A 19,388-nucleotide genomic window follows, 5' to 3' on the forward strand; every position below is an offset into this window, starting at 1 on the left:
TTGGCGGTAATGACAAAATGATACTTGCCGCCAATCAATTTTGAATAGAATTACTTTATCCAGTATAGACGCAGACACCCAATCTGCTACCTCAACCTCCTCAAATTCTTCCAGCTTTCTGCCAAATTTTTGGATCTGCTCTGATGACTGACCCGCTAGCCGCAAATAACTTTATTACGGCCCTTACGTTTCGCTTCATAGAGCTTTTCATCGGCAGCTTTGATGACAAGCTCAGGAGATCTTAGTACATCGTTACGCTGCGCTACACCAATGCTGACAGTAACCTTGGCTCGGGTCTTTTGAGTCTTTTGGGAGCGTTGTTTCATTCCTTCTTTTTTTTCTTTGGGTCGCTGAGCACTACGAATGCTCATTTCATAGTCCGCTATTGACTCTCTTAGTGCTTCCAAATGCGGTTTAACCTGAGGGATTTTTTTTCGTGGAAAGACTAATGCAAACTCCTCGCCTCCATAGCGATAGGGCCGACAACCGCCCGTCGCTTTGGTTAAATGGGTTGCGACCATTTTTAACACCTGGTCTCCGACATCATGACCATAGGTGTCGTTAAATTTCTTAAAGCGATCCACATCCAGCATGGCAATGACATAACGATGCCCCAATTTCTGTAACCTCTCATTTAATGCCCTCCTCCCCATTAGTCCTGTTAGCTCATCGCGATAGGCCATGTGGTAAGAATCCTGCAGTAGACTCACCAATAAAATAACGCCAGCGCTACTGAACATCAGGATACACATGCTCAATGAATCATAGCTGTTCAGCAAAAGGCTGACAGCTAAGAGTATTGCCAACAGGGCGTTATTGAGTGGCAATCTTCTGAGATACCAGATAAACGACAATAACAAAGCAGCCACTAATATGCAGGCCATCCCCGGTTGCGTGAGCTTAATTCCCGGTATTCTCTCTATGGCGATTAGGTCACTCCGAAGATAATGCCAAAATGGGTAATCCAAGTGATGACATAACCAAAGGGCAGCCATTGCTTCCATACCGAAGATAATCACCAACAAATAATTGAGCAGGGTGAAAACGCCACGTTCTCTGATGATTGAGATAAGCAACAAATTAGCGGGTACAAAGGCAGCTAATAGCACTACAAGCTGGGCTTGGTTGCTACGCAAACTTGAGGATTGCATGCCCCAACAGGTCGTAGCCAGAACAACTGCGGCTAATAGCACACGACCTCGATTAAAGTGAAGGCTCAAGAGAGCAACGAAAGCCAGTAGCAGATAGGGGATATAGTTAAATATTAGCTGGTACTTGGTGATCGCCGACTCAACCACCGAAGCAATGAGGTAAACCGCCAGTGCAACCCCGTAGGGGACAATATAATAAAAATTTGATTTCAAAGAAGTGACAGACAAGATAACAGACACCTAAATTCTTGGATTTGGCTAGAATTAAGTCTAGCTTGAATTCAGGAGGTTGCTAGGCAGGCTAAGAAGTTCGGGCAATTAAGTCATCGAATTCCCGGAGTATTTTAATAATTCCTTGTGATGTCGAAGCCGCGACAACGAAATACTCTTCCGCCATGGGAACCAGACCACTACTGGTGGGCAATGGCGCCTCGCTCTCAATAATCCACTTGATGCGTTCGGTAAAGACAAATTGTAACCACTGCGTAAAATTAAGCGTATCGACGCAAAAAGGCGCTTGGCTGGCTAGGGATTCCTCAGAGGGCGCTTCAGATTCCCACAGCCCCAAATCACGCAGTTCCTTTTCCAGTTCGAGAATAATATCTGCCAAACAGGAATACTGGTCCAGGCTACCGCCACTTTTACCCGAATAAGACATGCGGAGGATTAGGTTCAGACGTTTTTGGCTTTGGATTTAGCCTTTACTGATTTCTTTACTACCTTTTTAGCGTTGATTTCCTTCAGCAAATCAACAAATTGCAGAGTGAGTTTATGTGACGCCGCCATATGAATAAGTGGTTTGGACTGCTGATGCGACTCGCGCATTTTAACGGAAGCGGATAAACGAGTCGTAAAGAGCGGTAACCCTTCCGCCGTCAGTTCGGCCAGGAGTTGCTGCGGTAGTCTTGCTCTGGGCTGAAACTGGTTCGCCACGATGCCTTCAACTACTAATTCCGAGTTATGGTCCTCTCGAATTTCCTTGATCGCTCCAAGTAGGGTATAGAGCGCCTGGCGAGAAAAGTCATCACAATCAAAAGGCACAATGCAGCGTTGCGCAGCGATTAATGCAGAGCGCGTATAAAAATTGAGAGCTGGTGGCGTATCAATAAAAATCTGGTCAAAATCCTGCTCAAGCTCTTCCAAAGCTTCTTTCAGCTTATAGATTTTATAGCGTGATTCCAGTTTACTCTCTAAATGCTCAAGCTCTGGGCTGGAAGGCATAATAAAAAGGTTGGAATAAGGCGTTTCATGGACGAAATCAAAGGGTTCTTTATCGAACAAATTGAAAGCTACCGTTTGCTGGAATAAATCCGCTGCCGTATTCTCTAATTCGGTCGCAGGCTTGCCCAACAGATACTTAGTGGAATTTGCCTGGGTATCCAAATCCACAACCAGCGTTTTAACACCCTGGCTGGCGCTAATGGCAGCTAAGTTTGCAGTGATACTTGATTTGCCGACGCCGCCTTTTTGATTAAAAACCACTCGACGCATGTTGCACCCTCTATTTTGCATTGCGGAATTTGAAGATATTCTAATGGATATACGACCCTAATTAAAGCAATGATTGAGCTGACAAAAGAGTTATTTTAGTGATCGTCAACAAACCGCTCATATAGCTGATCCGTTTTCGCCGCCATAATAAAGTCATTTTTGTGTAACCCTTTGATCTTGTGGGTCCACCAAGTCACTGTCACTCGACCCCACTCCGTTAACAGACTAGGATGATGATCTTCCGCTTCGGCAATTTCACCCACGCGACAGCTAAATTCTAGCGCTTTAAGAAAGTTGGTAAACCTGAACGCACGCTGTAATCTTGATGGGCTCCCATCCTGGATCACAGACCAGTTTGGTATAGCCTCAAGCAACTCCCGCTCTTCGGTTGTAGTAACAGGCTCCGCGCCTAAACGGCAAGCCTCACACTTAGATTCAGCAAGTTTTGGCATCTCTCACCTCAATCATTCAAGTACATAGTATTCTTTTGGATTATGCACACTGGTGCGACAATTTGTCGCATCCTCGTGACAACCACACTAGCGTAAAATAAGCGCCCATTACAAGCGGTGTTGTTTCGAACCTCCATTCACGTCAGTCCAATTCCCGTGAAAGTCATCGTCGTAAGCACCAAGACTAACTGCCTGGAGAAAATTTGTGCCAAAACTATCACCCCTTAGTTTCTGCTTGATTAGCACCATTTATATTCAAACCGCAGCCGCTGACCACAGTGATTATGTTGACGAGATAGTGGTTCGTGGCGCTTTAGTACAGCTCGATAAAAGCACCACTATTTCAACCAAGGATCATTCCGCCACCGACAGCGCCAAATTACTGCCAACCATTCCGGGGGCCAACGTGAATAGCAATGGCGCGATTACTGGGGTCGCGCAATACCGCGGGCTACATGGTGATCGCGTCAACATCCACATGGATCAAAGCCCTGTACTTACCGGTGGGCCCAATGCCATGGATTCCCCCCTTTCCTACACCCCGCCGCTCCTGTTAGAAAATATTATCGTCAGTCGTGGCATTGTTTCGGTTGCCTCTGGCCAGGAAACCTTGGGTGGCCATATCACCGCCAATCTTAACCGCGGTGAGTTTAGTCATTCTGACGACTTCTCCTTCAGTGGGGGGCTTTTTACCCGCTATAACAGTGGCAGCGATGGTGTCAACCATGCCTTGGTCAGCCAGTTTACCAACCGTAGTCATAAGTTTTCACTCTTAGCCGGTTATGATGAAGGCGATGACACTGAGACTGGTAATAGTAATGAGATCGGCGGCAGCGAATATCAACGCGAACGTTACGATCTTAGTTATGGTTATCGTTATGGCGATACCGAGCTGGAGCTTTTTGTCGGTCGATTAGATACTGAGGATACCGGAACCCCCGCTTTACCAATGGATATCCTCTATATCGAGAGCGATCTCGCAGGCATGAATATCAGCACACAAATTAACGACATCACTGTAGATGCTTATGTTGCCTATGGTCACGTTGACCACGGCATGACCAACTATGAGATGCGTAACCCCGCCTCACCTACACAATTTCGGGCCACCTATGCGATTGGACGCAACTGGGCCTATGGCGCAAAAGCCACTATTCCAACCAATCAAGGCGAACTCAAACTCGGCTTTGACGCCAATGAAACCCTGCATGACGCCAATATTTCCAACCCAAATAGTGGCATGTTTCTAATCGAAAATTTTAATCAATCTGAGCGCAACAGCTACGGTCTGTTTGCGCAGTGGCAAACTGACTTAGGCGCTTGGCAACTGGAAAGCGGTATCCGCTATAACCTGATTGATATGGACAGCGACGCCACTTCCGTATCCGGCATGATGGGCATGATGGCGATGAATGCCGTTACCTTGCAAAACCGCTTCAACAACGCCGACCGGGAAGAACAATATGGCAATGTCGATCTGGTCTTCAAATTATCGAAACCACTCAGCGATAACCTAATCGGTCATATCGGCGCAGCCCGCAAATCCCGCGCGCCCTCTTACCAAGAACGCTTTCTTTGGTTGCCTCTGGCCTCAGCAGGCGGACTTGCCGACGGACGTAACTATATTGGTAATTTAGACCTGGACAGTGAGACTTCTTACGAACTCAATATCGGTTTAGCTTGGCAAACCGAAACGGCCTATTTTACACCTGAATTTTTTTATCGCGACATCAAGGATTATATTCAGGGCACACCCAGTAACGACATGGTCGCCAATATGCTCAGCACCATGATGAGTGGCAGCTCAGCGCTGCAATTTAATAATATAGATGCTGAAATGTATGGTTTTGACGCCGCCTGGGGTTATCGACTCAATGAGCAATGGCGCCTTGATGGTGTTTTGAGTTACGTGCGCGGTAAACGCAGTGATGCGGGTGATGATCTCTATCGTGTCGCACCCCTGAATCATCGCTTGGCGCTGAGTTATGAACGCGAACAGTTCGGTCTACAAATAGAATCCGTTATCTATGCCAAACAGTCCGATGTTTCCGCTTTCAATAACGAAGAAGAAACCGCTGGTTATGGCTTAGTGAATCTGGATGCTAATTATCAACTCTCACAAAATATTGAAATCGGAGTTGGTATTGAGAACATCTTCGACAAATCCTACCGCGACCACCTCGCTGGCTATAACCGTAACAACACCAGCGATATTCCTGTGGGTGAGCGTTTATACGGAGCCGGGAGAAATCTGTTTGTCGAAGCGAAACTAACCTGGTAGATGAAGATACCGAGATAAAAAGTCAGCTGGAAGCCTCCGCTTCAGCCCTTCCCATTTGCGGGGGAAAGCCTCATAGGTTTTCTCTGGGAAAGGTTGAAGTGAGGGGCACCAATCTGTGAGCCGCCCCCCGCTAGCGAACCTCCAACACTGGTTCCTGCAACGCTGCAAACTGTTCGCGTAACTCCAAAATATGTTCGCTCCAATAACGCACCGTATTAAACCAGGGAAAATTCATCGGAAACGCCGGATCTGTCCAACGTTTCGCCAACCAGGCGCTGTAATGCATCATACGCAAGGTTCTGAGCGCCTCCACCAAATGTAGCTCGCGAGGGTGGAAATCGTAAAATTCATTATAACCTTCGACTACCTCTGATAATTGCGCTGTTCGTCGCGCCCGGTCACCGGACAATAACATCCAAATGTCCTGTATCGCTGGTGCCATACGAGCGTCATCAAAGTCCACAAAATGAGGGTTATCATCACGCCAGAGAATATTTCCGGCATGACAATCACCATGTACCCGAATCTGTTTTATGTCCTGTGTAGATGCAATGACGACATCCACCAACTGCAATAAATCCTGAGCCAGGGTATCGTAGGCGGTTTTTAATTCAGCGGGGATAAACTGTCGACTAATCAGTTCGACGCTCTCATGACCATAACTCTGGCTATCTAGCGTAGGTCGATACCGAAAAGGGTAGCGGGCTCCTACCGCATGAATGCGCCCCAGTAAACGGCCCAGTATCAATAATGTATCCAGATTATCAAACTCCGGCGCATGCCCACCCTTACGCGGGAATAATGCGAGATAAAAGCCTTGGTATTCAAGCAGACTTTCGCCATTATCGTGCCGCAACGGCGCAACCACCGGCAACTCCTGCTCCATTAGCTCAAAACAAAACTGGTGTTCTTCGAGAATTTGCTCACGACTCCAACGCTCCGGACGATAGAATTTGGCAATTAACGGCTGTTCCGCTTCAATGCCAATCTGATAGACACGGTTTTCATAACTGTTAAGTGGGAACATACGTCCATCACAGAGGTAACCAACGCTTTCAATGGCATCCATGACAAAATCTGGTTTCAGCTTGGCGAAGGGATGTTCGGACTCTTCTGGAATAACAGTCATTTTTTTAAACCTTGAGGTAATCCGTGGATTGTAACCAAGCGCCGTTTTCGATACCACCAATAAAAAAGAGGAAGAAGTTCGTTATCTTCTTCCTCTTTCAGAGTCTTCAGCGTTGCTTTTTTATCAGTTCTTAAGGGCCGCAACTACTGAGATTTCAACTAATATTTCTGGCCGCGCCATACGTGCTTCAACGCAGGCTCGAGCCGGTGCATATCCCTCTGGAACCCAGGCATCCCACACCTCATTCATCGCAGCGAAATCCTTCATGTCACGAATATAAATTGTTGCCGATAACAGATGTTCTCGATCACTGCCTGCCCTTTCCAGCAACGTATCCACCTTATCCAACATGGTCCGTGTCTGTTGCTGAATGTCAGCATTAGCGTCCGCTGCCACCTGACCGCATAGATAGACCGTATGATTATGGATAACTATGCGGCTCATACGTTGCCCGGTTTCAACTCTCTCAATACTCATTTTTAACCTTTTATAACCGTGATGAGACACTCCGCCTCAATTAAATGATCAGCGCTATTCAGACGCCAACCAAGTCTCGTGTACATGCTGCCACTCAAAGCCTTGCTCCGTTTCACAGATCAAAGCGCTACTAATACGCGCTGTAGTATCCGCCCCAGTTTGCCATTCTTCGTAGGTCACCAGCGCTGTCGCTGCGCCAATGAGTAGGGCCTTGGGATGCCTAATTTCGATTATGAACGGCTCAGGCTGCACCCCATGCGCATGCCAAAACGCGTCCAATAATTCTGCTCGATTCAAGTCTTTACCACTGGGCTCGATCATCCGAAAGCCCTCAGCAAGAGCTCCATTGAGCCGAGCAAATACCGATTGAGTTTGCTCCATCGCACCCGTTAACCAACGCTCAAAAAACTGATGCAGCTCGACGACTTCGCCAATGAACTTATCCGGCATGCTTTACCCCCGATAAAAGCCTTGCTGTCAATTCACTTCAAGCGCGCGTTGCTCAATGATCTTTTGCCAATGTCGCGGCCCTGTTTGGTGCACAGACTCTCCATTAGAATCCACCGCCACGGTCACCGGCATATCAACCACGTCAAACTCATAAATCGCTTCCATACCGAGTTCTGGGAAAGCGACAACCTGGGCGTTCTTAATGGCCTTTGACACTAAATAGGCCGCACCACCTACCGCCATCAAATAAACCGCTTTATGATTCTTAATCGATTCTGTCGCTACCGGGCCGCGCTCCGCTTTACCTATCATGCCGATCAAGCCGGTTTTCGCGAGCATGGTTTCGGTAAATTTATCCATCCGCGTCGCGGTGGTCGGGCCAGCGGGACCCACTACTTCATCACGTACTGGATCAACCGGGCCAACGTAATAAATAAACCGATTGTTCAAATCAACAGGCAGCGCTTCACCATTGTTCATCATTTCCACCATACGCTTATGTGCGGCGTCACGGCCAGTGAGCATTTTGCCCGAAAGCAATACCGTTTCACCGCATTTCCAATCACGTATATCTGCCTGGGTTAGACCATTCATGTTGACTCGACGTGCCTGGTCCCCAACGTCCCATGATACATCAGGCCACTGCGCCAGATTCGGCGCTGCTTGCAGGGCGGGACCAGAGCCATCCAACTTAAAGTGCGCGTGCCGAGTAGCCGCACAGTTAGGAATCATTACCAGCGGCAATGAGGCTGCATGGGTTGGGTAATCCTTTATTTTTACATCAAGCACAGTCGTCAGCCCACCTAAGCCCTGTGCGCCAATACCTAAATTGTTCACCGCATCCATAATTTCGAGACGCAATTCTTCGACACGATTTTGCGGACCACGTGCTCGTAACTCATGAATATCGATTGGATCCATCAGAGATTCTTTGGCTAGCAATGCTGCTTTCTCAGCCGTACCACCGATACCAATACCGAGCATACCCGGGGGGCACCAACCGGCACCCATAGTCGGCACCGTTTTTACCACCCAATCAAGAATGCTATCACTGGGGTTGAGCATGACCATTTTCGATTTATTTTCCGAACCACCGCCCTTAGCCGCAATTTGTACGTCCACTTTATTACCGGGCACCAGCTCATAGTGAATAACGGCAGGGGTATTGTCTTTGGTATTTTTACGCGCACCGGCCGGATCCGATAAAATCGAGGCGCGCAACACATTATCCGGATTCATATAGGCGCGACGTACCCCTTCGTTTACCATATCCGCCACACTCATGCCGTTTTCCCACTGCACATCCATGCCTATTTTCATGAACACACAGACAATGCCCGTATCCTGACAAATCGGGCGTTTGCCCTCAGCGCACATACGCGAATTAATCAGTATTTGCGCCATGGCATCTTTGGCGGCCTGAGACTCTTCCCGAAGGTAGGCTTGGTGAACCGCTTGAATAAAATCCAAGGGGTGGTAATAGGATATGTATTGCAGCGCATCGGCAACGCTGTCGATCAGATCGTCTTGGCGAATCAGGGTCATCGGAAATCGGGCTCCTTACATTTACTGCGGATTAATTGATCTATTCACGGGTTTTCAACCAAAGTAACCCGCAAAAGCTAGGCTATTTTACATCATTAATGAAGTTGAGCGGTGTAAATTGCACACTGATAATAGCTAAGGAACCTTCTGATTAATTCCTTAATGTCTATGTAAAAAAAAGGCGGGCTCCTTTCGGTAGCCCGCCCCCTCAATTTAACTATCACTCAGACTAGTAGATATCCTGTCTTGTGTTAGTAATATTGAATTTGCCTGTTGGTGTGATCAGTCGCTTATCTTTAATCACCTTCTTCAACTGGCGAGTCTTATCATCTACTACGACAATAGCAGACTGTTGGTCTTTGCCACTCCAGACGGAGAACCAAACTTCATCTCCCGCTTGGTTATATTCCGGCTGAACCACACGCTTAGGACCTTCACCTATACCAGCCCATTCGCCGATCGGTAGTGCCGTAAATCCGGCTTCTAGATTATTAATGTCGTATACCGCAATAGACTGACTAATCTTAGGATCCGGGTTCAGTGTTGTATCTACCCAAAGATTCTTTGATTTGGGATGGGTTTTGACGAAGAGTGAACCACCACCTTGACCTTGAAGCGTACGCACAACTTTCCAAGCATTCTTTTTGTTACGCTTGGGATCGGTACCGATTAACGTCACGTCAGCATTTCCCAAAGCACTCGTCGCCCAAACTGGCCCGAATTTCGGGTCAACAAAGTTGGCACCACGCCCAGGGTGTGGGATTTCTTTGGTATCAACCAAAGCTTCAACTTCTCGATCTTTGGAATCAATCACCGCAATTTTATTGGACTTGTTAGCAGCCGTCATGAAATAACGATGGGTAGAGTCCCAGCCGCCATCATGCAAAAAGCGCGCAGCTTCAAGCGTAGTCACACTCAGTGCATTGAGATCACTGTAATTAACCAAGAGGACTTTACCGGTTTCCTTAACGTTGACGATGAATTCAGGGTGTTCATGCGACGCCACAATTGCAGCAACGCGAGGTTCAGGGTGATATTCCTGCGTATCCACCGTCATGCCTCGTGTTGACATGATTTTTTTCGGTTCTAGTGTCGGGCCGTCCATAAAGACATACTGAGGCGGCCAGTAAGCACCAGCAATCGCCAGCTTGTCTTCATAACCCTTGTATTTAGAGGTTTCCACGGAACGCGCTTCGAGACCGATCTTGATTTCTGCCACACGTTGCGGCGGATCCATATAAAGGTCAATCAAATCAATTTTGGCATCACGTCCAATAGTGTAAAGATAACGGCCCGAATGCGAAGGTCTGGAAATATGCACCGCATAGCCGGTTTTAATGATATTGATAATTTCCTTGCTATCGCCATCGATCAAGGCGACTTCACCGCTATCACGCAATGTGACGGCGAAAATATTATCAATATTGTACTTATTCAACTTCTTGGTCGGTCGCTGTTCAACCGGGGTATAAATCTTCCAGGAATTTTTCATTTCCTTCATACCCCACTCGGGAGGAGTCGGCGGCTCATGCTGTAAGAAACGCGCCATTATATCTATCCCGTCTTCAGTCAAAACACCAGAAGTATTCCAATTAGGCATCCCCGCTGGTGTACCGTAGGAAATCAGCGCTTTCAAATATTCAGTACCGCGCTGTTGCGTAATATCCGGTGTTAATGGCTTACCGGTCGCTCCTTTGCGCAGCACCCCGTGACAACCGGCACAGCGCTCAAAAAACACCTGAGACGCATATTCAAACTCAGCCTCAGTCAGCGGCGGGGCTCCTGGTGTAATATGCATTTTTACGTCCTGCCCCGGCACTGGCGCTCCCTGATAGCGCAATTCGGAATCTATAACGTTTGGGTGATCCACTTTTGCACCGGCCTTATCCTCGGCTGCGCTGATAGTGGAAGCCGATAACAGTGCGCCCACACTAAAAATAGCAGCTGTTATCATTTGTAATTTGAACCGCTTATTCATTATTAAACTCCTATTAAACCCCTACCATTGAATTGTTTATCTTGCTGCGCCGAGAAGGTTAAGAGTTCACCGCCTTCAAGTCATTGACGCATATCAATTAAGTGCAGGTTATCTGGCGAGATTAACAAAAAGCCTTACTAAAGGCGCAGTTACTCCAACTGTTGAGCAGCTATTTTCTGCACAGGTATTTTTGAACGTCGCTCTCGTTTTTTTCGTTTTTCCATCAGTGGCGGACAGAGCCGATCATCCCAATAGTCAACCTGACACTCTAGACAATAATGACACTCAGTATCTATTATTTCTCCAGTATGCTTAATCGCGGATATTTGACATAAAGAGGCGCAGGTTTGACAAGGTCGGCCACACTCTTTGCGCCGACGGAGCCAATCAAACACGCGAAACCTGGTAGCGAAACTCAGGCCAGCACCCAAAGGACAAAGGTATTTACAGAAAAATTTACTATTAAAGGCTGAGATAAGCAGCAAGGCAACTGCGTAAAGTACAAACCACCACTCACGCTGAAACCTTAATGCCAACGTGGTTTTAAAGGGTTCGACTTCAGCGATTACCGCCGCTGTAGAAAGGGATTCCAACGATACGCCAACCAACACAATAAGTACGATATATTTTATTGCCCACAACCTTTCATGCACCATTTTCGGAAATTCATAGGATTTCAGCCCAATCTTTTTCCCCAGTTTATGAATCAATTCCTGCATCGCGCCAAAAGGACATAACCAACCACAATAAACGCCACGCCCCCACAAAATAATACTCACCGCGACAAACCCCCATAGCACAAAAATCAAGGGATCAATCATCAACGTTTCCCAGGTGAACTCATTCACTAGCAACTGAATAAACGCCAACACGTTCATAATAGACAGTTGCGCCATGCAGTAATAGCCGATAAAAAATACGGTAAATATCAGGTATACGAGTCGTATCCGCCGAAACAACCGGGTTCGCATCACCAGCCAATCCTGAAAAAACAGGATGAACACCAGCACACCTAAAGCAAACAAAATAACACTTAGCTCAAACCCTTTATCAAGCCAAACCTGCTCCAGATCAAACCAATGCTCTTCAACATAATCCTTGCCAACGCGGCCATTATTTTGTATCTGCAATGGCGGATTTTGAGCCTCATTTGAGACAGCTGTTTCAACCTGGGAAGACGGTGCTACCGCAGTGGGCGGGTCAACAGTCTCAGTACGTAATGTTACCGCCGTCATTTCTTGTTTGGTGGCGGGAGATTCCTTTGGTAATACCCTTTGCACTATTTGAGCTGGCACAAGGGCTTTTGTTTCGGTCGCACTACTTGGATCAGACGGCGATAACCTGCTTTCTTCTGGGACAACCAAAGGCAAACCATAAAAACTGCTAACTCTTTGTGCTGACCGCATAATTGAGCGGTTTAACACCATTGCGGTGATAGTGGCTCCGGAAATGCCGTCTATGCCAATGTACCCTTCACGATTATATGCGCTGACTTTCACCTTATCGAAGGCAAACTGTTGCTGATATTGTTGCGTGTAATTCGCTAAATCCCTATCCGTTACACCAATCACCAGAATAGGCTCTTCGTGAGCAAGGATGTCTATGCCAACAATTCGTGCATCCAAAGTCAACCCAATCAGCACAGCAACAGGCTTTCCCGAATAAGCGGGTATGGGGGCTATCTCATTGCTAAGAAAAAGGTACCCGACGAGCTGGCCATTAGAAAAAGCCGGACGTGCCCATATTTCCTTGTCAATATCGCCAATCTGAGTGATACCACTAAACACCTGCTGCGCTTGTTTCAGCGAAACATCATATATCCCTATTGCCTGCGCGGACAAAGACAACAATGCGTAGATCAACAGCATTAACAATTGATAGAAAAATCTAACCCTATAGACACAAGATTGCAATTGCATTTAGTTAAGATAAACTCCGCCAGGAAACGAACAAGCTGAATTATAGGCTAGGTGATCAAAACAAGCTTGATACGTATCAAACAACCTGTTTAATTAAAATACAAGACCTCGCAGCCAGAATAATGACAACAAAAATATCTTCTACTACTTCAACGCAACCTGCTAGCGGTTTGTTTACTTCGCTCATTTTTATTTCTCTACTTCTCACCCTCTGCACGCTTGTTCTCAGTGCCTACATTCGACTTGCGCAGTCTGGCTTAGATTGTACGCCCTGGCCGAGTTGCTATGGCCAAATTGGCATAGCAACAGAACAGCAAGGTATTGCTGTGCTCACGCAAGCAGGTGCAGAAATGTCGCATAAAGGAGCGCGCGTCGCCCACCGTATTATTGCCAGCACACTGGGAATCACAGTCAGCCTAATATTTTTACTCAGTATTAAGCAGAGAATGCGAGGCCAGCCCGGCCTGTTGGCGGCGACAGTACTGATGGCTACAACACTCTTTCTCGCCATTCTTGGTTCTTACACACCATCTCGAACGATCCCTTGGGTAACCCTAGGCAACCTCGGCGGCGGCATGCTAATGGCGGCATTATTATGGTGGCTCGGACAAAGATCCGTTGCTGTCCATCGTACACCAACCGCTAAAGCGATTAGCAAAGGTTGGGCAATCATTGCGCTGCTTCTGATTAGTTTGCAAATTCTATCCGGTGCCTGGGTCAGCGCAAATTTTGCAGCCACCGCTTGCTCATCCAGTTTGATTTGCGAAGGCTTTAGTCTCTCCAGTACGGATTTACTGAATAGCTTTTCTCTTGTTCGCGAACTCACGCTCAGCCCTCAGGGAAGCATTCTATTGCCCGAACAATTGGCGCAGGCTATCAACCTATCGCACCGTTTGCTGGCTTTGTTGTGTTTTATTTATCTGAGCTTCTTCGTGATCCGCTTGTTTGGCGCAAGCCAGCCCTTATCGGCAACCGCTAAAGGTATTGTGCTATTTTTATCACTACAACTACTTTTGGGTGTGGTCTCGGTGTATTACCAACTACCCTTGCTTTTAGTCACCCTACACAATCTGCTCGCCGCCTTGCTTTTACTCTGTCTGGTTAATGCATTGCATCACCTTGGTGCGCAAGAATAGACAGTCAATCAACCAAGGATTGTTGCGTTGCGACGAAATCGATAATTAACTGTTACCGCCGCCAGCAGCACTAAACAACCCACGGCCTGATGTATTGACGCCGCTGCGATCGGTACTACTTGTAACAACACGTAAACCCCCAAACTATACTGCACGATTAACGCCAGCAGTAACAGATGCAGACTATTTTTTTGCTTTTGACTTAAAGGCTTACGTATTGTATTACTCCACAACCACAACACAAATAACAGCAAGAGTGTACCCAAAAAACGATGCATAAATTGCACACCCGCATTACTTTCGAGAAAATTTAGCCAGACGGGTGATAAGGCAGTAACCGCCTCCGGCATCCACTCGCCATTCATGGTCGGAAAAGTATTGTACCCCCAGCCCGCTCGCAATCCAGCGGTAAAGGCACCATAAATAATCTGCATACACGCTAGTGCGGTAGTTGCAAGCGCAAGCAGACGAATACCTGGCCACTCCTTGCCGCCCTGAACACTAGGCGTTGACTGATTTCTTAGGTCGAGCACGATCCAATATAAGTAGGCTAAGAGAAACAACGCCAAACTTAGATGCGCGGCCAAACGATAATGGCTAACCCGTGGCATATCGACGAGACCGCTCATCACCATATACCAACCCATCAAGCCTTGCAGACCACCAATCACAAAGGCACCTCCCAATTTGCCTAGCAGTGGTTTATCCAATTTTTTGCGCACCCAGAAAATCACGAAGGGTATAAAAAATACCAGACCTATAGTGCGGCCTAACAGACGATGAAAGTATTCCCAATAAAATATTCCTTTAAATTCATGGAGGCTCATACCCTGGTTGTGATGCATGTATTCAGGGTATTGCTTATACAGATTAAAGGTGTGCAACCATTCGGCTTCAGAAAGTGGTGGAATAGTGCCGATAATCGGTTGCCATTCGACTATGGATAATCCGGAATGAGTCAGACGTGTGACCCCACCGACGATGACCATTGCAAAAATAAAGGCGCAAACAACCAACAACCAAATAATCACGCCGCGATAGGAAGATGAGGTATCAGTCATAAATTTTATCTTGTGTCTTATATATCAGAAGTTGTGTGGTTCATTAATTAACTGTATCACGTGCTCTGTGATCACCTGCTGGTCAGCCTCTTTAAAGCCCATATGGGAATAACGTATCTGCCCACTACGATCGATAATAAAATGGGTCGGCATACCTTCCACCTGATACAGAGCTAAGACTTGCCCCTCGGCATCACTGGCGACCTGGAAGGGCACCTCAAATGGCTCGATAAACTCCATACTCGCGGGCAAATCCTGATCCTCACTTAGCGCCAACACCTCAAAACCCTGAGCCGCATACTGATTTCGTAGCGCCACCAGAAAAGGCATTTCTTGTCGACAGGGACCACACCAAGAAGCCCAAAATGTCAGATATACAACTTTGCCACGCAACGCTGAAAGCGTATATCGCTGATTATCCAGCAACCCCGGCAGTTCGAAATCAGGCGCACCATCCAACGCAAATCGGCTATCCGAACAGGCTGGCAGCCACAACAAAGCCAATAACCCAAGCCAAAAAACCAATCGACGCCTAATGATTAACATTGATCTAAAACAACTGCCCAAATGATCAAGGGAGGGTATAATTCATCCATTAATAACTCTGAGGTGCCTTTAGTGGAAATTATTTTATATACCGTCGTTGGAATTGCGCTTTATTTCTTTTCTGACTTTATCCTGGTACAAGCAGAGTTCTGGCGCGGCAAACCATTCGAGAATAGAAACATCATTTTTTTTGTCATCATCAGCGTACTTGCCATTAGTTCATTTCAATTGATCAACTACTTAATTGCACGTTAACCGGTCGCTTGCATTACTGGGCTTTTACCGCGTTTTTGCAATAACGCCCGTAACACGACGATAATAAACAGTACACCACCAATGGATGAAATCAACCCACCCATCCCCATAAACCCCATTCCCACAACACGCTCGATACTGTCCAGCTCCTGTGCTGCTCCAGCCACTTTACGTTGAACACCATAACCACCTGACCAAACCAAACCCATAATATGCATCAACTGCCCGCCGCCATAGGTCCAAGGCTGCCATTTTGCCAGCTTCATATTTCTTAACGGATAACCTAATTTCGGCAACAATCCATAGGTTAACCCCATCAGCGAGAGTGATACGCCAACAATGCTGCCGTGGTAATGTGCCGGAATCACGACATTACTACCCTGAATCATAAACCCGATAATGCCGCCAATACCGAATAACAATAACGAGCAAATGAGCGCATAACGTGCCAATTTTTCTTCGTCAGAGACAGATTTATGCGTCAGCAACCCCATTAAAATGGCCGCACCCAAGGGCAGTGTCGCTAGGCTACCGCCATAACTCATTAGCCAAGTAAAGAGTACAATATTTTCCGCCGTAGTGACCGGATAAGCCAACTGTATCAGCGGCGCTAAAAACACACAAAACAAGCCCACAAAGAGAATTAGCAATACTACCCGGGGGCTGATAGGAAGACGTATACCAGCAGCGGTAGTCAGCCATAACCAGGCAACCAACATGAGTAACGTATAGGTAAATTGAAGAACGTGCCCACCCCCCCAGAACAGCCGTTCATAAAAGGATTGACCCGCCAAATAGGCTGGCAGCTCAAAATAGGTCCAAATAAAAATTCCCAAGGCTACCACGGCAGATATGGCCGCTGCATTCAAACCGAAACGTAACGAGGCCTCACCTGTCATCCACAGACCAACAGGCGGACAAGCGCTCATACAATGCACCACCAACAGAGTAAATCCAAGTGCAAAGGTCAGCAACCCAGTGAAAAATACTGGATCACGTAACACGGGTATGTAGTTGCTCATGAGAGCATTGCCAGCCCCAGTAAAGGGCGATACCACCATAATTATAGTGCCCAAAACGGCTAAACCAAAGGCAGCCCAAGCTATCCTCATCAAACGCGGCTTAGAGTTCAAACTCCATAACACCCCGGCAAAAGCCAGACTCCAGACTAAAACCGACAGATCGACATGCACTACTAGCGCGGTATGAAAAAAATCAACCCAGGGAAAGACATCCTGAATATAGGGTGTACGTGACAACACTAACAACAGAGAAAATATACCCGCACCGAATAACGCGAGCACACACAACCATAACCAGGAAACTGACAACCGCCGTCGATCATCATCTGGAATTGTGAGTGTAAAACCCAATTCTTGCATAACTGACTACTCTATTATTATGGTCTCGGCCCGGCATCATTCCCTCTCCTCCGGTAGTGCCAGCCTAATTATTTAAAAATAAACCCGTCTTTAAAATCAATAACCAATACCTGCCGCGGTTTGACTTCGATGTGCTTCTCTAACCGATACCCTTGATCCGGATTATTAGCGTCATCCCTCAACAAAGCTTTGATAAAATGGTTACCTGCGGGAATATCAAAACGGGCATAAAAAGTCGAGACTCCATCTTTTTGTAGGCCAGAAGGTCTGGCGCTCTCTTCGAATAAAACCTCATCATTTAATTCGATACGCAATCGTACCGGTGACCTTTCTCTTGGGCACTGTTGTGGTACTTTCATGTTCGGCGAAAGATTTTTTATTTCCGCCACACTTAAGTCGCGACACTGACCCAGTATTTTACCGGGATGGCGAATACTTACTTTAACCATCGCATCCTCCGGCTGAGTGTGATTCCACTCCGGCGATGAAGACAGATAGGCGATAAAGAACATAAAAAAACCGTAGGCTACTATCTGTGCGATATACTGGGGCAACTTATTCATTGATGCCTCCTTCTACAAATCTTTTATCATCGACGTGCCCAGATTGCTCTAGCGTCTGGATATAATCATCAAGATTTTTCTCCAGTTGCTTAGCACCCTGCTCTCCCGCCCATATCACCGATAGATCACGTTTTGCACCCGATGTTCGTAGATGCGGAAAGCGCTGGGCGGCAAACCTTTGCTCCAACCAAGTGTTCCCCAAACGATAATGACAATCTTCTTCACAGCAGCCAGTGACCATCACCCCATCGGCCAGCTTATTTCTAAATATGTAATCCACAAAAGAAGGTGGTAATTGGCCAACACATGGCAAACTGATGGTAGCCACATTATCCCGTTGCAACGATTGAGTCGGAGCACCGCATTCACAGGCATAAACAATAACTTTTGGTTTATCGCCCTTCAGCTGTTTCGCCTTAGCATCAGTTTGCGCCAGCATTTCTTTGACGGGAAGTTCAGGCATATCGATACCCGTAATTAGCTCATCGACACTTCTAAAAGGGGTGGACGAAGGACATGCACCAGCACAAATTCCGCAGCCTATACACAGATCTGGATTTACCACCGACTGCTTATGACCTTTTTTAAAATCATGCTCTTTCATCGTCACGGCGCCATAAGGACAGTCGGCAAAACACCAGCTACAGCCATTACAGTTAGCCGGATCGACTACCGCAATTGCCTTACGTTTATGCGATGACAACCAAGGTAAGATGGTCATTAGGCCAGAAATTGCGACCAACAATCCCCATACCCAGCCAGGCCCCCACAATTCGATCAATGGAAAAACGTTAAGATAAAACCAGTCAAGTCCAACATTAGCAACCGTCTCGTCCAAATTAGCTGGCGCCTGACTTGCCGCTGGATTAACTAAAGAAAGCATGACTAGCGCAACACTAACACCGATCGCCAGTTGTTTTGGCGGATTGGTTTTAGCGTAACTGATACGTTGAATATGAATAAACATACCGAGTAGCAGCGCTAGTGGAAAGCCAATATGCAGGAACGCCAACAGAGAAAACAGTCGATCACTCATGGCTTCTGCGTTTAAGAAATTACGCGCCATCGGATCCACCATAATCGGCAGCCAATCCAATAATTCAGAGCTTAGAATGGCAATATATTGCGCTAACTGATCCCATACCAGCCAATAGCCACCAATTGCAGATAAAAAAAGCAACCACAATAATGGCACACCGGATACCCAAGAAAAAATTCGTACGCCCTGATAACGCCCCTTCACGAACTCACGCAACAGGTGCAACGTTACCGCCACCACCATCGCTGCCGAAGAATATCGATGTAAGCTGCGCATGATACCGCCCAGATACCATTGCTCATTCATCAGGTACTCAATCGACTCATAGGCATGCGCTACGCTCGTTTCGAAAAACACGTAGAGGTAGAGCCCGGTACCAGCAGCAATCCAAAAAAAGAAAAAGGATAAGGCACCCAAATGAAAAAACGGATTATTTTGATCCGTGAAAATTTTGGAAAAAAGTAACTCAATCGGATTGAGTACTACTTTCCCCGCTTTTTGCAAGTAAACTACAGGGGATTTCATCTATATTT

The 19,388-nt window shown here is 46.8% G+C and carries 18 protein-coding genes; 3 read left to right on the forward strand and 15 right to left on the reverse strand.

Annotated features, from left to right (window positions below; all coding sequences use genetic code 11):
- Positions 1 to 155: 155 nt before the first annotated feature.
- The 4 genes from H6995_11675 to H6995_11690 all read right to left on the reverse strand — a co-directional run bounded on the left by H6995_11675 (position 156) and on the right by H6995_11690 (position 3,094).
- The gene (locus H6995_11675; GenBank protein ID MCP5215655.1) at positions 156 to 1,379 is read right to left on the reverse strand and encodes a GGDEF domain-containing protein; all 1,224 of its coding nucleotides are present in this window, start codon (positions 1,377 to 1,379) and stop codon (positions 156 to 158) included.
- A gap of 73 nt (positions 1,380 to 1,452) precedes the next feature.
- On the reverse strand, positions 1,453 to 1,809 hold the full coding sequence (locus H6995_11680; GenBank protein MCP5215656.1) for a YqcC family protein: 357 nt from the start codon (positions 1,807 to 1,809) through the stop codon (positions 1,453 to 1,455).
- 14 nt (positions 1,810 to 1,823) lie between these two features.
- Positions 1,824 to 2,642, reverse strand: a complete 819-nt coding sequence (locus H6995_11685) for a ParA family protein (protein ID MCP5215657.1) — start codon at positions 2,640 to 2,642, stop codon at positions 1,824 to 1,826.
- A gap of 95 nt (positions 2,643 to 2,737) precedes the next feature.
- Entirely contained in the window at positions 2,738 to 3,094 is a 357-nt protein-coding gene (locus H6995_11690) for a 4a-hydroxytetrahydrobiopterin dehydratase (protein ID MCP5215658.1), read from the reverse strand.
- Between the two features lie 205 nt (positions 3,095 to 3,299).
- On the opposite strand from H6995_11690, the gene H6995_11695 reads away from it, so the two are divergent.
- Positions 3,300 to 5,375 (forward strand): TonB-dependent receptor, encoded by a 2,076-nt coding sequence (locus H6995_11695; GenBank protein MCP5215659.1) that lies wholly within the window; start codon positions 3,300 to 3,302, stop codon positions 5,373 to 5,375.
- 130 nt (positions 5,376 to 5,505) lie between these two features.
- On the opposite strand, the gene H6995_11700 is transcribed toward H6995_11695, so the two are convergent.
- The 6 genes from H6995_11700 to H6995_11725 all read right to left on the reverse strand — a co-directional run bounded on the left by H6995_11700 (position 5,506) and on the right by H6995_11725 (position 12,873).
- Positions 5,506 to 6,504 carry a serine/threonine protein kinase gene (locus tag H6995_11700; protein ID MCP5215660.1) on the reverse strand — a complete coding sequence of 333 codons (999 nt, stop codon included), beginning with the start codon at positions 6,502 to 6,504 and terminating at the stop codon, positions 5,506 to 5,508.
- A 123-nt stretch (positions 6,505 to 6,627) separates the two neighbouring features.
- The gene (locus H6995_11705; protein MCP5215661.1) at positions 6,628 to 6,981 is read right to left on the reverse strand and encodes a RidA family protein; all 354 of its coding nucleotides are present in this window, start codon (positions 6,979 to 6,981) and stop codon (positions 6,628 to 6,630) included.
- Between the two features lie 54 nt (positions 6,982 to 7,035).
- On the reverse strand, positions 7,036 to 7,431 hold the full coding sequence (locus H6995_11710; protein MCP5215662.1) for a hypothetical protein: 396 nt from the start codon (positions 7,429 to 7,431) through the stop codon (positions 7,036 to 7,038).
- A 27-nt stretch (positions 7,432 to 7,458) separates the two neighbouring features.
- A complete protein-coding gene (locus H6995_11715; GenBank protein MCP5215663.1) occupies positions 7,459 to 8,976 on the reverse strand; it encodes a fumarate hydratase in 1,518 nt (505 codons plus the stop codon).
- Between the two features lie 229 nt (positions 8,977 to 9,205).
- Positions 9,206 to 10,954 (reverse strand): c-type cytochrome, encoded by a 1,749-nt coding sequence (locus H6995_11720; GenBank protein MCP5215664.1) that lies wholly within the window; start codon positions 10,952 to 10,954, stop codon positions 9,206 to 9,208.
- A gap of 149 nt (positions 10,955 to 11,103) precedes the next feature.
- Complete coding sequence (locus tag H6995_11725; GenBank protein ID MCP5215665.1) at positions 11,104 to 12,873, reverse strand: 4Fe-4S binding protein; 1,770 nt, start codon at positions 12,871 to 12,873, stop codon at positions 11,104 to 11,106.
- A gap of 122 nt (positions 12,874 to 12,995) precedes the next feature.
- On the opposite strand from H6995_11725, the gene H6995_11730 reads away from it, so the two are divergent.
- Positions 12,996 to 14,009 carry a COX15/CtaA family protein gene (locus H6995_11730; protein MCP5215666.1) on the forward strand — a complete coding sequence of 338 codons (1,014 nt, stop codon included), beginning with the start codon at positions 12,996 to 12,998 and terminating at the stop codon, positions 14,007 to 14,009.
- A gap of 8 nt (positions 14,010 to 14,017) precedes the next feature.
- Here H6995_11730 and H6995_11735 read toward each other — a convergent pair whose 3' ends face one another.
- Both H6995_11735 and H6995_11740 read right to left on the reverse strand, forming a co-directional pair.
- Positions 14,018 to 15,070, reverse strand: coding sequence for a COX15/CtaA family protein (locus H6995_11735; protein ID MCP5215667.1), 1,053 nt, complete (start codon positions 15,068 to 15,070; stop codon positions 14,018 to 14,020).
- 24 nt (positions 15,071 to 15,094) lie between these two features.
- On the reverse strand, positions 15,095 to 15,616 hold the full coding sequence (locus H6995_11740; protein ID MCP5215668.1) for a TlpA family protein disulfide reductase: 522 nt from the start codon (positions 15,614 to 15,616) through the stop codon (positions 15,095 to 15,097).
- 72 nt (positions 15,617 to 15,688) lie between these two features.
- Between H6995_11740 and H6995_11745 the strand changes: the two genes are divergently transcribed.
- Complete coding sequence (locus H6995_11745; GenBank protein MCP5215669.1) at positions 15,689 to 15,871, forward strand: hypothetical protein; 183 nt, start codon at positions 15,689 to 15,691, stop codon at positions 15,869 to 15,871.
- On the opposite strand, the gene H6995_11750 is transcribed toward H6995_11745, so the two are convergent.
- From H6995_11750 to H6995_11760, 3 genes are all read right to left on the reverse strand, one after another.
- A complete protein-coding gene (locus H6995_11750; protein MCP5215670.1) occupies positions 15,868 to 17,253 on the reverse strand; it encodes a cbb3-type cytochrome c oxidase subunit I in 1,386 nt (461 codons plus the stop codon). The two genes, H6995_11745 and H6995_11750, sit on opposite strands and share 4 nt — an antisense overlap.
- Positions 17,254 to 17,321: 68 nt before the next feature.
- Entirely contained in the window at positions 17,322 to 17,816 is a 495-nt protein-coding gene (locus tag H6995_11755) for a hypothetical protein (GenBank protein MCP5215671.1), read from the reverse strand.
- Positions 17,809 to 19,380, reverse strand: a complete 1,572-nt coding sequence (locus H6995_11760) for a cytochrome b N-terminal domain-containing protein (GenBank protein ID MCP5215672.1) — start codon at positions 19,378 to 19,380, stop codon at positions 17,809 to 17,811. The genes H6995_11755 and H6995_11760 overlap by 8 nt, the downstream gene beginning before the upstream one ends.
- Positions 19,381 to 19,388 lie beyond the last annotated feature (8 nt).

The organism is Pseudomonadales bacterium (assembly GCA_024234615.1).
Classification (GTDB): domain Bacteria; phylum Pseudomonadota; class Gammaproteobacteria; order Pseudomonadales; family IMCC2047; genus JAJFKB01.

Excerpts from the sequence above, each read along its gene's own strand:
- H6995_11680 (MCP5215656.1), bottom strand. The coding sequence starts at position 1,809 with ATGTCTTATTCGGGTAAAAGTGGCGGTAGCCTGGACCAGTATTCCTGT.
- H6995_11685 (MCP5215657.1), bottom strand. The coding sequence starts at position 2,642 with ATGCGTCGAGTGGTTTTTAATCAAAAAGGCGGCGTCGGCAAATCAAGT.
- H6995_11690 (MCP5215658.1), bottom strand. The coding sequence starts at position 3,094 with ATGCCAAAACTTGCTGAATCTAAGTGTGAGGCTTGCCGTTTAGGCGCG.
- H6995_11700 (MCP5215660.1), bottom strand. The coding sequence starts at position 6,504 with ATGACTGTTATTCCAGAAGAGTCCGAACATCCCTTCGCCAAGCTGAAA.
- H6995_11705 (MCP5215661.1), bottom strand. The coding sequence starts at position 6,981 with ATGAGTATTGAGAGAGTTGAAACCGGGCAACGTATGAGCCGCATAGTT.
- H6995_11710 (MCP5215662.1), bottom strand. The coding sequence starts at position 7,431 with ATGCCGGATAAGTTCATTGGCGAAGTCGTCGAGCTGCATCAGTTTTTT.
- H6995_11715 (MCP5215663.1), bottom strand. The coding sequence starts at position 8,976 with ATGACCCTGATTCGCCAAGACGATCTGATCGACAGCGTTGCCGATGCG.
- H6995_11720 (MCP5215664.1), bottom strand. The coding sequence starts at position 10,954 with ATGAATAAGCGGTTCAAATTACAAATGATAACAGCTGCTATTTTTAGT.
- H6995_11725 (MCP5215665.1), bottom strand. The coding sequence starts at position 12,873 with ATGCAATTGCAATCTTGTGTCTATAGGGTTAGATTTTTCTATCAATTG.
- H6995_11730 (MCP5215666.1), top strand. The coding sequence starts at position 12,996 with ATGACAACAAAAATATCTTCTACTACTTCAACGCAACCTGCTAGCGGT.
- H6995_11735 (MCP5215667.1), bottom strand. The coding sequence starts at position 15,070 with ATGACTGATACCTCATCTTCCTATCGCGGCGTGATTATTTGGTTGTTG.
- H6995_11740 (MCP5215668.1), bottom strand. The coding sequence starts at position 15,616 with ATGTTAATCATTAGGCGTCGATTGGTTTTTTGGCTTGGGTTATTGGCT.
- H6995_11750 (MCP5215670.1), bottom strand. The coding sequence starts at position 17,253 with ATGCAAGAATTGGGTTTTACACTCACAATTCCAGATGATGATCGACGG.
- H6995_11755 (MCP5215671.1), bottom strand. The coding sequence starts at position 17,816 with ATGAATAAGTTGCCCCAGTATATCGCACAGATAGTAGCCTACGGTTTT.
- H6995_11760 (MCP5215672.1), bottom strand. The coding sequence starts at position 19,380 with ATGAAATCCCCTGTAGTTTACTTGCAAAAAGCGGGGAAAGTAGTACTC.